13 protein-coding genes and 1 pseudogene are annotated in these 14,197 nt (G+C 61.0%); 6 read left to right on the forward strand and 8 right to left on the reverse strand.

The features are described 5' to 3' along the window. The first annotated feature begins 138 nt into the window (after nucleotides 1-138). The 3 genes from AC1DE4_RS15535 to AC1DE4_RS15545 all read left to right on the forward strand — a co-directional run bounded on the left by AC1DE4_RS15535 (nucleotide 139) and on the right by AC1DE4_RS15545 (nucleotide 2,219). Entirely contained in the window at nucleotides 139-699 is a 561-nt protein-coding gene (locus AC1DE4_RS15535) for a hypothetical protein (protein ID WP_025660403.1), read from the forward strand. Between the two features lie 169 nt (nucleotides 700-868). Then, nucleotides 869-1,375 (forward strand): RNA polymerase sigma factor, encoded by a 507-nt coding sequence (locus tag AC1DE4_RS15540; protein ID WP_025660404.1) that lies wholly within the window; start codon nucleotides 869-871, stop codon nucleotides 1,373-1,375. Between the two features lies 1 nt (nucleotide 1,376). After that, nucleotides 1,377-2,219, forward strand: coding sequence for an anti-sigma factor family protein (locus tag AC1DE4_RS15545; protein WP_018857592.1), 843 nt, complete (start codon nucleotides 1,377-1,379; stop codon nucleotides 2,217-2,219). Between the two features lie 5 nt (nucleotides 2,220-2,224). Here the strand turns inward: AC1DE4_RS15545 and AC1DE4_RS15550 are convergent. Then, nucleotides 2,225-3,201, reverse strand: a pseudogene (locus AC1DE4_RS15550) (quinone oxidoreductase family protein). Between the two features lie 72 nt (nucleotides 3,202-3,273). On the opposite strand from AC1DE4_RS15550, the gene AC1DE4_RS15555 reads away from it, so the two are divergent. Further along, nucleotides 3,274-3,663 (forward strand): winged helix-turn-helix transcriptional regulator, encoded by a 390-nt coding sequence (locus tag AC1DE4_RS15555; RefSeq protein WP_025660405.1) that lies wholly within the window; start codon nucleotides 3,274-3,276, stop codon nucleotides 3,661-3,663. Nucleotides 3,664-3,707: 44 nt separating this feature from the next. Here the strand turns inward: AC1DE4_RS15555 and leuA are convergent, their stop codons facing one another. The 3 genes from leuA to AC1DE4_RS15570 all read right to left on the reverse strand — a co-directional run bounded on the left by leuA (nucleotide 3,708) and on the right by AC1DE4_RS15570 (nucleotide 7,756). Next, the gene (gene leuA, locus AC1DE4_RS15560) at nucleotides 3,708-5,423 is read right to left on the reverse strand and encodes a 2-isopropylmalate synthase (RefSeq protein WP_025660406.1); all 1,716 of its coding nucleotides are present in this window, start codon (nucleotides 5,421-5,423) and stop codon (nucleotides 3,708-3,710) included. Between the two features lie 331 nt (nucleotides 5,424-5,754). Next, entirely contained in the window at nucleotides 5,755-6,939 is a 1,185-nt protein-coding gene (locus AC1DE4_RS15565; protein WP_477881991.1) for a benzoate/H(+) symporter BenE family transporter, read from the reverse strand. Nucleotides 6,940-7,168: 229 nt separating this feature from the next. Beyond that, the gene (locus AC1DE4_RS15570; RefSeq protein ID WP_018857588.1) at nucleotides 7,169-7,756 is read right to left on the reverse strand and encodes an ATP-dependent Clp protease proteolytic subunit; all 588 of its coding nucleotides are present in this window, start codon (nucleotides 7,754-7,756) and stop codon (nucleotides 7,169-7,171) included. Nucleotides 7,757-7,970: 214 nt separating this feature from the next. On the opposite strand from AC1DE4_RS15570, the gene AC1DE4_RS15575 reads away from it, so the two are divergent. Then, nucleotides 7,971-8,774, forward strand: coding sequence for a DUF2076 domain-containing protein (locus AC1DE4_RS15575; protein WP_025660408.1), 804 nt, complete (start codon nucleotides 7,971-7,973; stop codon nucleotides 8,772-8,774). 126 nt (nucleotides 8,775-8,900) lie between these two features. Further along, nucleotides 8,901-9,695 carry a glycosyltransferase family 25 protein gene (locus AC1DE4_RS15580; RefSeq protein WP_025660409.1) on the forward strand — a complete coding sequence of 265 codons (795 nt, stop codon included), beginning with the start codon at nucleotides 8,901-8,903 and terminating at the stop codon, nucleotides 9,693-9,695. A 45-nt stretch (nucleotides 9,696-9,740) separates the two neighbouring features. Here AC1DE4_RS15580 and queF read toward each other — a convergent pair whose 3' ends face one another. The 4 genes from queF to AC1DE4_RS15600 form a co-directional block, all read right to left on the reverse strand. Further along, nucleotides 9,741-10,205, reverse strand: a complete 465-nt coding sequence (gene queF, locus AC1DE4_RS15585) for a preQ(1) synthase (RefSeq protein ID WP_025660410.1) — start codon at nucleotides 10,203-10,205, stop codon at nucleotides 9,741-9,743. Continuing rightward, on the reverse strand, nucleotides 10,206-11,120 hold the full coding sequence (gene emfA / locus AC1DE4_RS15590) for a CDF family cation efflux transporter EmfA (RefSeq protein ID WP_025660411.1): 915 nt from the start codon (nucleotides 11,118-11,120) through the stop codon (nucleotides 10,206-10,208). Between the two features lie 252 nt (nucleotides 11,121-11,372). After that, nucleotides 11,373-12,026 carry a hypothetical protein gene (locus AC1DE4_RS15595; RefSeq protein ID WP_025660412.1) on the reverse strand — a complete coding sequence of 218 codons (654 nt, stop codon included), beginning with the start codon at nucleotides 12,024-12,026 and terminating at the stop codon, nucleotides 11,373-11,375. An 11-nt stretch (nucleotides 12,027-12,037) separates the two neighbouring features. Beyond that, on the reverse strand, nucleotides 12,038-14,197 hold the full coding sequence (locus AC1DE4_RS15600) for a xanthine dehydrogenase family protein molybdopterin-binding subunit (protein WP_025660413.1): 2,160 nt from the start codon (nucleotides 14,195-14,197) through the stop codon (nucleotides 12,038-12,040).

Here is a 14,197-nt window from a genome sequence, read left to right on the forward strand (position 1 = left end):
ATTCATCTTCTTCGCCAAGCTGTTTCAGGAACTAAAGATGACGATATCTTGAATTTGGCAAAGCATCCGAGGTCTTGGCAATTGGCGATTGCCACGTAAACTTGTCCCCTCGGCAGCACCAATTCACGGAGTTATTGCATGCCCATCGCGTCGATCAGTCTTCGCAGTCTGGCTTTGGCCGGCTCGCTTGCCCTCGCAGTCTCCTCATCCGCCTTGGCCATCGGCGACGAAAGCGACGAAACCAAGCCGCCGCCAAAGACCGAAACGACGACAAAATGTGCCGGCGGCAAGGTTTGGGATGCGAAGCGCAAGGAATGCGTGGTCCCGAAGAAGAATTCGTTCAACGACGATGAACTCTACAAGGCTGCCCGCGAATTTGCCTATGCCGGTCAATACGACAACGCCCTGACGGTGCTTCAGCTTGCCAGGAACCAGAACGATCCGCGCATCCTGAACTATCTCGGCTATGCCAACCGCAAGGCGGGCAGAATGGAGCTGGGGATGTCGTATTACCGCAAGGCGCTGCAGGCGGACGACAATTATATTCTGGCACGGTCATATATGGGACAAGCTTTGGTGGAACAGGGTGACGTGCAGGGAGCGCGCGTCCAGCTCGTCGAGATCCGGGATCGGGGCGGCGAGCAGACCTGGGCCTATCGCTCGCTGCTGCAGGCACTGAATGGTTATCGTACATACTGACGTTGATCCGAGCCGAGCCTAATGAAGAAAAGCTTTGAGAACCCGTGGGATAGGCCGCCGGATGCTTGCGAAGCATCCGGTACTTGTTTCATAAAGGACACAGAAGCAATATAAATCGATCTGCTGCTGGGCGCTCTCGCCGATCGCCCAAGCATTACCTGGAAAGACTATGCGTCAACCCGTGACGACCATCGATATCAGACGCGACCTGGTGGGCCTTCTGCCCCGACTGCGGCGTTTCGCGATGACCCTTGCAGGTGACGCAGCGAGTGCGGACGAACTCGCACAAGTGGCGTGTGAGCGCGCCATCGCCAAGAGCGGACAATGGAATGGCGAAGGCCGCCTGGAAAGCTGGGTCTACGCCCTCGCCCGCCAACATTGGACGGACGAGCATCGGCGTCGGAAGCCGCACCCCGCTCCCAAGGGCAATGTCACCGATATCCGGGAAGCGAACCGCGATCGCACCTCGCTTGTCGATCCCGATGTCATCCACCGCATGATCGCCGACATGCCGGAAGGCACATCCAGCGCCTTTTTGCTGGTTGTTGTCGAAGGGCACAGCTATCAGCAGGCCGCCGACATCATGGGTGTCACCATCAACATCGTCGTATCCCAGCTTGCCGCGGCGAGACTGCATTTCGCCAGTGTCGCGGACAACTATCCTCACAGGTACTGAATTGCTCGATTTCAAGAAACTGCCGCTCGATGCTCAGCTAGCCGCCCTGCTGGATGGCGAGACGACGCCCGAACAGAAGCATGAGCTTGAGCAGCGCCTGGCCACCGACGAGGGTGCCAAGCGGCTCTACGACAAGCTGCGACACGGCGCCGACTTCGGAAAGCACCGCCTCGACGACGTTCTCAGGGAGCCGGTTCCCCTCGCCCTCGTGCGGTCGATCAAGAGCGCGCAGCCACCAAAGGCTCCGGTTGCACCGCGCGTTTCGCGGCCCTCCTTCAAACTTGCGCCGATCGGCCCACAGGCTCTTGCGGCTGCAATCGTCCTCCTCATTGCCGGCTGTGGCATCGGCTTCTTCGCCGCCGGCAGCATGAGCACCATGCAATCGCCTGCCGCGACAACGATGGAAGCCATTCCTGACTCCAACGAGTGGCTGACCGACGTCATCGCCAACCAGCGGCTTATCGCCCGCCAGCCCCGTCATATTTTCGAGGTTCCGTCGACCCAGGCAGAGGAAATTTCTACCTGGCTGACCTCAACGGTCGGCGTTGCGTTCCGTGTCCCTGACCTGTCGGAACAGGGCTGGACCTTCCAGGGTGCCCGCGTCTTCATCGGCGACAGCAGGCCGGTCGGCCAACTCGTCTACACCAGCTCCGATGGCGACCTGGCTTCCATCTGTTTCCGCAAGGACAACCTGCCTTCCGAGGCAGACGATTTCAAGGAAACGATCAAGGACGAGATCGGCGTCGTTTCCTGGCACAATGCCGGCACATCCTATGTGCTCGTTGGCCCGTCGTCGGAAGCCTCGCTTGGCCAGCTCGCCATGCAGGTCGCCACATCGATCTGAGCCTTTCAGGGTTGAATTGAAAAGCTATAGGACACCAGACCCACCTTCCCCGTTGCCATGCGGCTTTCGATCGCCCGATACGCCTCCGCTGCGCCGTGAAGCGGAAACTTGGCGCCCGGGTAAGAGCCTCAGCTCCCCGGAAGCGGCCAGTTCGAAGAGCGACTGGAGATCGGGAACAAGACCTGCTCCCAGCAACGGCAGAAGCGCAAAGCCTCTCAGCGACTGGTTCTTGTCGAGCATGCGGGCAATGTCCTCGGCTGTGGCTGCGAACCGGCCGCAAAGACAAGTTCGCCGCCATCCGCGAGAACCGCGAGCGACGCACGCGTCGTGTCGCCACCAATCGTGTCGTAAACAACGTCCGGGCGGAGGCCAGCTAGAGACGTTTCCCAGCCGGGGGCGCTATAGTCTATAGCCAGATTAGCCCCCATCTCCAGCGCCAGCGATCGCTTCGCTGAGCTCACTGCCGTCGCGATCACGCGCCGAGTACCGCGACGCCTGGCAAGCTGGGTCAGCAAGGAACCCACGCCACCTGCCACGGCATGAACAAGGACCGTTTTGCCCATCAGCGAGCTTTGCTGGACCATATGCAATGCTGTCAGTCCCTGCACCACCAGGGCAGTTGCGCCGGAAAAGGGGAGCCTTTCGGGTATAGGCACGGCATATCCTGCGTCGACCGCCACATATTCGGCGTATCCGCCTCCGCCACCGAGGGCAAAGAGCGGCACGGCAACTCGCGTCCCAAGCCGAGTGCCATCGATGCCTTCACCCACTTTCTCGACCACTCCGGCAACTTCGACGCCCGGCAGCATCGGCAACAGAGGCGTCACCGCGTAGCGGTCAGCGCGCATCAAGACGTCAAAGAAATTGACGCCTACGGCGTGAACCCTGACGAGCACTTCGCCGGCCTGCAGTCGGGCACCGGCAGCTCGACACAGGTCAAGACCTCGGGCGAACCGAAATGGTCGTAGCGGATGGCTTTCATAGCAAACCTCACGTTTGAATTGGCGTGAGATGCGCCTTAGCAATTTGGTGCTATACCCACCAGGAGGTGACCATGACCGCTCCGATCAAGAAGCTGCCCAGATTGCCTGTCGAGCGGGCGCTCAAGGTGATAGCCGGACGCTGGAAGCCCATCATCCTTTATTATCTCTTCGATGGCCCGAAGCGCCTGTCGGAGCTCAAGCGGATGTTGCCACAGATCACCCAAAAGGTGCTGATCCAGCAGCTGCGCGAGATGGAGAAGCATAGTCTGGTGACCCGGCAGATCTTCGCAGAGGTACCTGCACGCGTCGAACATTCGGCAACTGAGGTGGGTTTGGAGTTGGAACCGGTTCTGTTGGCGCTCTGCAAATGGGGTCAGAAACATGCCGAAGCACAGGACGAGGCAAACGATATCGCGGACTGTATCGTGCGGCCACGCAACCGGGCACGGCTGGCTGCCTGAGCCGGATAAAGTGCGCAGCAGAATACTCCGCTGCGCTGATTTCGTCAGGCCTTTCCCGCCCGCACCTCAAGCACGCGGTTCGCAGCCGAGACGATCGCCTCCAGCGACGCCCCGACAATGTTCGTGCTGATGCCGGCGCCAAAGAGCTTGCCGCCAGGATAGGACGTCTCGACGTAGGAGATCGCGGCAGCGTTCGAACCGTGCTGCAGCGAATGCTCCGAATAATCCTCGACCGACATCTCGATGCCGAGATAGTGCGAGAGCGCGTTGATAAAGCCGTCGACCGGGCCGTTGCCCCTGCCCTCGATATGCTTCGTCTCGCCGTTATCAGTGATTTCGGCGGCAACGATGCGTTGCCCCTTGCGCTCGGGATCGGCATAGGTGTGGTGGTCAACAAACTTGATGCGGCCTTGCGGCTGCGTCACGTAGCGCTCGACGAAACGGTCGTAGATCCGCTTCGACGGCAATTCCTTGCCTTCTTCATCGGTGATCCGCTGAATGTCTTCGCGGAATTCGACCTGCAGGTTACGCGGCAGATTGAGCCCGTAATCCTGCTGCAAGATATAGGCGATGCCACCCTTGCCGGACTGCGAGTTGATGCGAATGATCGCCTCGTAGGAGCGACCGACGTCCTGCGGATCGATTGGCAGGTAAGGCACTTCCCACACTGGATGGTTGGCGACCTTGATCGCCTTCATGCCCTTGTTGATCGCATCCTGGTGCGAGCCGGAGAAGGCTGTATAGACCAGTTCGCCGACATAGGGGTGGCGCTCGCCGATCGGCATCTGGTTCGAATATTCGAAGACTTCCTTCATCCGTACGATATCAGAGCAGTCGATCTCGGGGTCGACACCCTGCGTGAACATGTTCAGCGCCATGGTGACGACGTCGACGTTGCCGGTGCGCTCGCCATTGCCGAAGAGCGTGCCTTCAACGCGGTCGGCGCCCGCCAGCAGGGCCAGTTCGGCGGCGGCGATGCCGGTGCCGCGGTCGTTGTGCGGATGCAGCGAAATGATCAGGTTTTCGCGGTTGTCGAGATTGCGGCACATCCACTCGATCTGGTCGGCATAGACGTTCGGCGTCGCCATTTCGACGGTCGACGGCAGGTTGATGATCAGCTTGTTATCGGGCGTCGGCTTCATCACCTCGATAACGGCGTTGCAGATGTCCAGCGCCACGTCGAGCTCGGTGCCGGTGAAGCTCTCCGGCGAATATTCGAAACGATAGCCGCCGCCGGCCTTCGCCGCCATGTCGGAGATCATCTTTGCCGCATCGACGGCGATTTGCTTGATGCCGTGGACGTCCTTGCCGAACACCACGCGACGCTGCAATTCGCTGGTCGAGTTGTAAAAGTGAACGATCGGGCGGTTCGCGCCTTCCAGCGCCTCGAAGGTGCGGGTGATCAGCTCCGGACGGCACTGCACCAGCACCTGCAGCGAGACGTCGTCGGGCACATTGCCCTGCTCGACGCACCAGCGCGCGAAATCGAAGTCGGTCTGCGACGCGGACGGGAAACCGATCTCGATTTCCTTGAAGCCCATGTCGAGCAGCAGCTGGAACATGCGGGCCTTGCGGTCGTGGCCCATCGGATCGACCAGCGCCTGATTGCCGTCGCGCAGATCGACCGAACACCAAATCGGCGCCTTGGTCAGCGTCTTCGATGGCCACGTACGGTCAGGGATATTTACCTGCGGATAGGCGCGATACTTGATCGCCGCCTCGGGCATGCCTTTGGTTTGGGAGCGGGTGTTCGTGTCCATGTCTTCTCTTCCTCTTCCCGTCATCTGGCCAGCCGCGTCATAGCGTATCGGGTCTGGCTTGGCGATGACGAATCCGATGCGAAAGCATCCGGCTGATCAGTTTTCGGGATTGATCACGAGGAGYGATGGCCTGGGCGGGCTTTCGGCCGCCGGGCGCTCCTCAACGGACCCGGCAACCGCGCGTAAGGCCGAGGAGAAGAAGCGAGGTAAGGGCACGCGTGTTGTCACGGAGCGCGATGCGCCCGCGAGCAACCTGCTCAGAAATCGTGATGCCCGTGTTCTTCATGGTCGCGCTTATAGCCGGGGTACAAAAAACTGGCAATCCCTCCGTCTATTTTTTCGCCGCTTGCACGATACGTGACAGGGCCAGCATCAGCCCTCCGGCGAGCAATCCCCAGAATGCGCCCGAGATTCCTCCGAAGGAAACGCCCGATGCCGTCACCAGAAACGTGATGGCTGCCGCCTCCCGCGAGTCTTGTGCCTGGAAGGCCGACATGGCGGAACTGGAAAACGCCCCGACCAGTGCGAGACCGGCCACTGCCTGGATCAGGATCGGCGGCGCCAAGGCAACGAACGTCGTCACCGCGCCTGCCAGCAGGCCGAGAATAACGTAGGAGATGCCTGAGACGAGGACAGCCCAATAGCGTCGCGCGGGATCGGGGTGCGCGTCCTGGCCGGCGCACATCGCGGCGGTAATCGCCGCGAGATTCACCGCATGGCCGCCGAATGGCGCCGAGACTATCGAGAACAGTCCGGTCACGGAAAAAAGCGGCCCGGGCTTCGGCGTGTAGCCGCTCACCTTCAAGACGGCGATGCCGGGAATGTTCTGCGACGCCATGGTGACGATGAAAAGCGGCAGGGCGATGGAGATGAAAGCCGGCAAGTTGAAGACGGGCATAACGAACTCTCTGGGCGGCCGCAGCGCTTGTTCGATCGAGCCGAGCGCTCCATCGGGAATGTCCACGCCAAAGGCAACCACCAGCACAAAGGCTGCGAGCGCCGCAGGCACTGCCCAGAGCCGCTTGAACGCGCCGACGACAATCCACGCCAGCGCTATCGGCAAGCCTAGCAACGCATTGAAACTGATCGCCCTGACCGGGGCAAAACACAAGCCGATCAGAACGCCAGCGAGCATTGCATTGGCCAGAGGCGCCGGAATGGCGGCCACCGCCCGGCCGAGCGGCTTGAACAGGCCGGCGATGACGATCAGCACCGCGCAAATCAGAAACGCACCGACCGCCGCATTGAACCCACCCTCAACCACACCGGTACTTGCAAGAAGCGCCCCACCCGGCGTCGACCAAGCAATGCTGATGGGCAGCCGCGTCACGCTGCTGAGCAAGATCGCACAGAGCCCCAGCGCGATCGACAGCGCCATAAGACCCGACGCCGCCTGCGCATCCGTCGCGCCGACACTCTGCAGGCCGTGCAGGACAACGGCAAACGAACTGGCAAATCCCACGAAGGTGGTGAGGATGCCCATGAACAGGGCCTGGATGGAAAAATCTTTGAGCATCGCGGGACTCGAGCAGCGGAAAGTCCGCATGGAGCACGAGGGAACGCGGCGAGGCAAGGGCAGAAAGAGCCGATATGGTTCTGCTTCCTGCTAGCCCGCTGTCTGGCGGGCCCGATGGCCAACAGAGCTCGCTCAGACCAGCCACATCAAAGGGTCACGACGCATCAGACGACAAAAAAGCGCCCTCGCCCGCTGTCTGGCAGGCAAGGGCGCTTCTCATAGCTCAAAATCAGATCTCGGCCTGCGACGTGATGATGCGCGAGACGAGGCCGTAAGCCTTCGCTTCTTCAGCAGACAGCCAATAGTCGCGGTCGGTGTCGGCAGCGATCTTCTCGTAGGGTTGGCCGGTGGCTTCAGCCATGATCTTGTTCAGGCGCTCGTTCATCTTGATGATTTCACGAGCCTGGATCTCGATATCGGAAGCCATGCCGCGCGTGCCGCCGGACGGTTGGTGCAGCAGGAAGCGCGTGTTCGGCAGGCAAAGGCGCTGTTCCTTCGGAGCCGCGACATAGATCAGCGCGCCGGCGGATGCGACCCAGCCGGTTCCGATCATCCAGACTTTCGGCTTGATGAACTTGATCATGTCATGGATCGAATCGCCGGATTCGACATGACCGCCGGGCGAGTTGACGTAGATGCGAATATCGTCGTCATTGGCCGCGGCAAGCGCGACGAGCTGCGTGCAGACCTTCTGCGCGAGTTCCTGCGTAATCGGCCCGTAGATGAAGATCGAACGCGACTTAAAAAGGTTCGCCTCCGTTTCCTTGCCGAGCGGCAGTTCCTTCGTCTTGTCGTCCTGTTCTTCTTCTTCGTACATTCGAACCTCTCTTACGTCCAATTCGGTTCACCGCACATAGTGCGACTCCATGCGTAAAACAATGCGGGAAAAAGACAAGCCACGGAACGGGTGAAGATATGGTTAGGCAGCCGGGCCGGGTTACGGCGATGTAACTTAGCGCGGCTTTGAAAAGTCCGAATCGGTTCCTACGTCATCCCTAGGCGCAAATCGCCAGCAACAAAGGAGACCGGCCATGTCACCTGAAGAACGCCAATTGCTGACCGCCCTTTTCGAGCGCGTCCGCACCGCATCGGCAACGCCGCGTGACCATGACGCCGAAGCGCTGATCGATCAGGGAACGCGCGAGCAGCCTTATGCCACCTATTATCTTGCGCAAGCCGTGATCGTGCAAGAGAAGGGCCTCGAAGCGGCAGCCAACCACATCAAGCAGTTGGAGGAGCGCATTCGTCTGCTCGAGGCCGACCAAAGCGAATACCACAAGGCCGAACAGGGTGGCGGCTTCCTTAGCTCGATCTTCGGCAGCAGCCAGGCACCGCAGCAGCCGGCGGCGCCTCCGCCCTCCTCCGGTCCGTGGGGAAGCGCCCCGCGTCAGCAGATCCAGCAGGAGCGCGGCTTCGACACGTCACCTCGAGCCGTGCCGCAGCAGCCGACCGGTCCCTGGAGCTCACAGGCGGCGGCACCTTCCGCGGGCGGCAGCTTCCTGCAGGGCGCGCTCGGCACGGCGGCTGGCGTTGCGGGCGGCATGTTGCTTGCCAATTCGCTGAGCGGGATCTTCGGGAGCCACATGTCGTCGCTTGGCTGGGGTAGCCCGCTTGCCGGCAACAATCCCTTCGGCAACGCGCCGACTGAAGAGACTGTCATCAACAACTATTTCAACAGCGACGGCGACAAGCAGCAGGCATCGAATGATACCGGCAACGCACAACAGGTCGTCGACGATAATGACAACGATAACGACGATGCCAGTCTGCAGCAGGCCGCTTACGACGACAGCGACGACGATCAATCCGACAATGACGACAGCTTCGACGTCTGATCCGAGATCCGGCATCCGCCTAATCGGCCATTGGCCCCGAGTTTCCGTGGGCATGGCACCGCATCGATTGATAAGCCCCCGCCGGGCGGATAAGGTCCGCCGACATTGTCGAGCAGGCGGGCATCAGTGAAGATCCTTATCATCAGTCGGAAGGCCGAGGAGAAGAGACGACAGTTCCAGACGCAGCAGATGCGCAGACTTGGCCTCGATTTCAAGTTCCTGGATGCGTTCGAAGCCCGCGACCTTTCTGCAGAAGATTGCCAGAAGGCAGCAAACAGCTGGCCGAGCCCGACGCTGCGCGAAGACGTTGCCTGTTTCACCTCGCACAGGATCGCCTGGCAGATCATCATCGACCGCAACGAGCAGACGTTGATCCTCGAAGACGATGCGGTGCTTGCCGAAAGCTTTGCCGATGTACTCGCCAGCATTGAAGCGCGCGCCGAGGACGGCGACTGCGCCTACGATCTCGAATTCGCGCCGCGCCCGCATATCCTGGCAAGGACGCCCGTCTGGACCGACGGCATCTACAGGGCAACACGGGTGTTCCAGAACCGTGTCGGGACAGCAGGCTACGTCATCGGCCCGCGCGCGGCAAAACGGATGCTCGAGGATACCAAGATTTACGGCCTCCTCGATGCCTATATGTGGCATCGCGCTTGGCTGAAGGCCTACCAGATCGAACCAGCGCCGGTCATCCAGATGCAGTTCCTGGACGGCAGCGCCGACAAGACGGCTTTCGTACGCAGGTCGATCGACCGCGCCTTCACCCCCCGGAGCAAGCTGCGCAAGAACCTAATGCGGCTCTGCCTCGAGGGCATCAAGACGAGAAACCTGATCCGGGGCTGGCTCGGCGGCGTGAAGCGCCCGCTGCGGATGGATCGCGCAAGCTTCCCGCTCGATCCCACCAAATCAGGCGACTGATACGACGGCGATACGAGACGATCGCCACCGACTCTTTTCAAATCATCAGCCGCGGCCGCGATAGGTTGCGACACCCTGGTCGGGCAGCCACACGCCCTCCGGCGGCTTGCCGGTCTGCCAGAAGACGTCGATCGGAATACCACCGCGCGGATACCAGTAGGCGCCAATTCGAAGCCACTTCGGGTCGAGCAATTCGACAAGCCGCTTGGCGATATAGACCGAGCAATCCTCGTGGAATGCACCATGGTTGCGGAAAGCATGCAGGAAGAGCTTCAGCGACTTCGATTCCACCAGCCATTCGTTCGGGATGTAATCGATCACGATGTGGGCGAAATCGGGCTGGCCCGTCATCGGGCAGAGCGACGTGAATTCCGGTGCTGTGAAGCGGACGACATAGTCGGTGCTGGCATGACTCGACGGCACCTTCTCAAGAACGGCCTCTTCGGGTGATTTCGGAGATTCCGTCTGGCTACCCAGCATGGACAGGTTGGATACGTCTGTTGTGGGCATTCAAGCCTCCTTGATGACTTTGACGCGGATGCCATGAGCCTTTTCGCCCTCCGGCTCCACGTGAATGGCGATGCTGGAGCCCCGATGCGCTGCACGGATGGCATCTTCAAGGCGATCGCAGATATCGTGCGCCTGCCTTACAGACATGGCTGCCGGCACGACAAGATGAAAATCGACAAAGGTGACCGCGCCCGCGCGGCGCGTCTTCAGATCGTGCACGCCGATCGAGCCGGCGGCATGGGTGGCAATCGCCTGCTTGATCGCCTCCTCCTCCTCGGATGTGACAGCCTGATCCATCAGGCCACCGATCGAATTCGAGATCACCTTCCAGCCCTGATAAAGAATGTTGACGGCAACCAGAATGGCAAGCACAGGGTCGAAGATTGCATAGCCGGTGGCCAGCGCCAGAAGCAGGCCGATAAGAACGCCGACCGAAGTGAAGACGTCAGACATGATATGCTGGCCATCCGCCGTCAGCGCTGCCGAGCGATACTTGTGCCCGGTTCTGATCAGGATCTGCGCCCAGACGGCATTGATCACGCCGGCGACGAAGTTGATCGCAAGACCGAGCGCCGGCGCATCCAGCATCTGGGGATCGAAGAGATGCCCAATCGCCTCGTTGACGATCAAGAGCGCCGCCACGACGATCAACGCGCCCTCGGTTACGGCCGAAAGATATTCCGCTTTATGATGACCGAACGGATGATCGTGGTCGGCCGGTTTCTGCGCATAGCGGATGACGAAGAAGGCGATGAAGGCGGCAACGACGTTGACCGTCGATTCCAGCCCGTCCGACAGCAATGCCACCGAACCGGTTATCCACCATGCAAGCATCTTCAGGCCCATCACGCCGAACGACATCGGGATGCCCCAGAGCGCCAACCGCCGAACCGTAAGATTGCCCTTCTCGTCCATCTTCATCCCCTGCGCAGACATCGGTGCGGATGCGAATGAATTGCAGAAACCAACCTATCCAAACGCAAAACCGCCCGCGCGAAAATCGCACAGGCGGCCAATGGGGTTCATATGGGCGAAGCCGTACCGTTTGTCAAAGGTCAAGGTCACAAAACCAGGCCCTCTACAAGACGCTCGGCTTCGAAAAAGCGCCTGGAGCCGAACCTTAGGGTCGTCAAGCGTCGAGACTGACCGACGCTTGACGCCGTCTCATCATCCGGCCGGACAGGCGGCTCCCGTGTCGACCCAGGCCTTGATCAACTCACCGAACTCCGCCTGGGTGCCCGGCGCGGGCTCGCGGCCCTCCCCGGGGTTCCAGCCCCAGCCGACGAGGCTGTCATGGGACATGTGCTCGACGATCTTGCTCAGATCCCTGCCGCCGTTGCGGGCCGGGTCCTTGAGCTGCTGACAGATTTCGCCGAGCGACTTGCCCACCCACGCCATTTCGATCGGCGCCAGATGCCAGGCCGGATTGCCGGGAATGCTCTTCAACGTCGGCGATTGCCCCACGACAGTGGCATTGTCCGCGCCGTGACAGGTATTGCACATCATGCCGGGCACACCCATTCCGCCATCGCCGCGGGTCACCGGCGGCTGATGCGGATGCATCGCCATCGTCTGCAGCGGCCTGTCGCCCGCCGGATGGCAGTTCAGACATCGGGGATGCTCGATCACTTTGCTTGCCTCTTCGAAGAGAGCGACCGAGCGCGCCTTCTGATCGGCGATCGACGAAAAGGATGCCGCGGGCTTGAGTGTCGACATGTCGGACGCGGGCGCCGTCTGCGCCAGCGCCATGAACGAGGCGGGCAAAGCCGCAAGAAGGGAGAGGCCGCCTGCTGCGCAGGCGAGTGCTAGTCTGCTTTTCATCTCCGCCTCCCTCAGCTCGTCGCCACGGCAACGATCGGAAGGCTGCGAACCGGCGCACCGGTCAGGCGCCGCCAGGCATTCGCCGTCGCGGGTCCGACGGGCGGTACGCCTGGCTCCCCGACACCCGTAGGCGGCGCATCGGATTTGATAACGGCGACCTCGACATCCGGCATCTCATTGATCCGGATCGACCGATAGTCGTGGAAGTTCGACTGCATGATCGCGCCGCCCTCCCCAAGCGTCACGGCATCGAACAGCACCGCGCCGAGACCATAGCCGATGCCGCCTTCCATTTGTGCCTTGATGACGTTCGGGTTGATCGCCACGCCGCAATCGACCGCACACCAGACCTTGTGGACACGAGGCACGCCATCGGTCCCAGCCGAGACTTCGACCACCTGGCCGACATAGGTGTTGAAGCTCTTGACCACCGCCACGCCGCGCTCTCTGCCTTCGGGGACCTTCCCTCCCCAATCGGCAAGCTCGGCGGCCTTGTTCAACACGCCCGCGTAACGCGGGTCCTCCTTCAACTGCTGGAGCCGCCCCAGAACCGGATCCTTGCCAGCCATCTGGAACAGTTCGTCGAGGAAAGTCTCGACCGCAAATCCGGTATGCGTATGCCCGACCGACCGCCACCACAACGGCGGGATCGACAGGTTCACATTATGCGACACCACTCGCAGGTTCGGCACGTCGTAGGGCAGGTCCGAGGCCCCTTCGACCGAAGTGCTGTCGAGATCCGCCTTGGCCAAGATCGATTGGCCGACGATCGCCTGATCCCAGGCGACGATGCGGCCATCCGCATCGATGGCGCCGCGCATCTTGTGAAGATACATCGGGCGGTAATAGCCGCCGCGAATATCGTCCTCGCGCGTCCACATGTGCTTGACCGGACGCGACTGGTCGGTCGCCGCAAAGACTGCCGCCGCCTCCTGCATATAGGGCGAACCAAACTGCGCCTTGCGCCCGAAGCTGCCGCCGGTGATCTGGGTATTCAGCCGGACCTTCGACGGATCAAGCCCGACGATCTTCGCCGCCGTCGCCTTGTCCATTCCGGGAAACTGCGCACCATTATAGACGTCGAGACTTCCATCCGCCGCCTTGATGAAGACCGCGTCGAGAGGCTCCATCGGGGCATGGGCAAGGAACGGAAAGATGATCTGGGCCTCCAGTATCTTCAGATTTGCATCGCCGAAGGCTTTTTCGACGTCGCCTTTGTCAGATGCCACGATGCCCTTTTCGCTCAGCGCCTTGGCGTAGTCGGCAGAGAGTTGGTTGCTGGAGCGCGTTTCCGCCTTCGACAGATCCCACTCGACCTTCAGCGCTGACCGGCCCTTCAGTGCGGCAAAGGTATTGTCGGCATAGACGGCAACTCCCTGCGGCAGCTGCTTGACATCGACCACGCCTTTTACCTTGCGGGCTTCACTGTCGTCGAAGGATTTGACCGCAGCTCCGAAATGATCCGGGTGAGCCACCACCGCGACAAGAAGATTGTCGGGCACGATGTCCAGCGTATAGATCGCCTGGCCATTGGTCTTGGAGAACGTGTCGAGTTTCGGCAATTCCTGACCGATAAGCGTGAAGTTCGCGGGGTTCTTGAGATTGACGTTAGACGGCGGCTTGATGCCCGCGGCTTGCGTTGCCAGCGCACCGAAGCCGCTCTCCTTGCCCGAACCGGCATGCTTGACGCGGCCCTTTTCGACCGTGATTTCGCTAGCCGGCACGTTCCATTCATTGGCGGCTGCCGCAACCAGCATGGCCCGTGCCGTTGCGCCCGCCTTGCGGAACTGCTCGTAGGAATTGGCGATGGATGACGAACCCCCGGTGCCCTGCAAGCCAAAGGCGAGGTTGGCATAGACCTTGTCGTCGGCGGGCGAATGCACGGCGCGCATCTGCCCCCAATCGGCATCCAACTCTTCGGCCACCAGCGTCGCGAGGCCAGTGAACGGCCCCTGCCCGAACTCGATATGCTTGGAAAGGATCGTCACCATATCGTCGGTGCCGATCCTGACGAAGGTGTTCAGCGTCACCAGCGAATCCGGGCCACCGGCCTGCACACCGCTTTCGGCGGCGAAGGCGGATACCTTCGGCATCAGCGCAAAGCCGATCACCAATCCACCCGTGCCCGCAAGAAAGGCGCGGCGCGTTGTTGAAATTTCCTGGATCGTCAT

Source organism: Rhizobium sp. 10N414, from assembly GCF_056394785.1.

Coding starts and splice junctions, on each gene's coding strand:
- AC1DE4_RS15535 (WP_025660403.1), top strand. CDS start 139: ATGCCCATCGCGTCGATCAGTCTTCGCAGTCTGGCTTTGGCCGGCTCG.
- AC1DE4_RS15540 (WP_025660404.1), top strand. CDS start 869: ATGCGTCAACCCGTGACGACCATCGATATCAGACGCGACCTGGTGGGC.
- AC1DE4_RS15555 (WP_025660405.1), top strand. CDS start 3,274: ATGACCGCTCCGATCAAGAAGCTGCCCAGATTGCCTGTCGAGCGGGCG.
- leuA (WP_025660406.1), bottom strand. CDS start 5,423: ATGGACACGAACACCCGCTCCCAAACCAAAGGCATGCCCGAGGCGGCG.
- AC1DE4_RS15565 (WP_477881991.1), bottom strand. CDS start 6,939: ATGCTCAAAGATTTTTCCATCCAGGCCCTGTTCATGGGCATCCTCACC.
- AC1DE4_RS15570 (WP_018857588.1), bottom strand. CDS start 7,756: ATGTACGAAGAAGAAGAACAGGACGACAAGACGAAGGAACTGCCGCTC.
- AC1DE4_RS15575 (WP_025660408.1), top strand. CDS start 7,971: ATGTCACCTGAAGAACGCCAATTGCTGACCGCCCTTTTCGAGCGCGTC.
- queF (WP_025660410.1), bottom strand. CDS start 10,205: ATGCCCACAACAGACGTATCCAACCTGTCCATGCTGGGTAGCCAGACG.
- emfA (WP_025660411.1), bottom strand. CDS start 11,120: ATGGACGAGAAGGGCAATCTTACGGTTCGGCGGTTGGCGCTCTGGGGC.
- AC1DE4_RS15595 (WP_025660412.1), bottom strand. CDS start 12,026: ATGAAAAGCAGACTAGCACTCGCCTGCGCAGCAGGCGGCCTCTCCCTT.
- AC1DE4_RS15600 (WP_025660413.1), bottom strand. CDS start 14,197: ATGACGATCCAGGAAATTTCAACAACGCGCCGCGCCTTTCTTGCGGGC.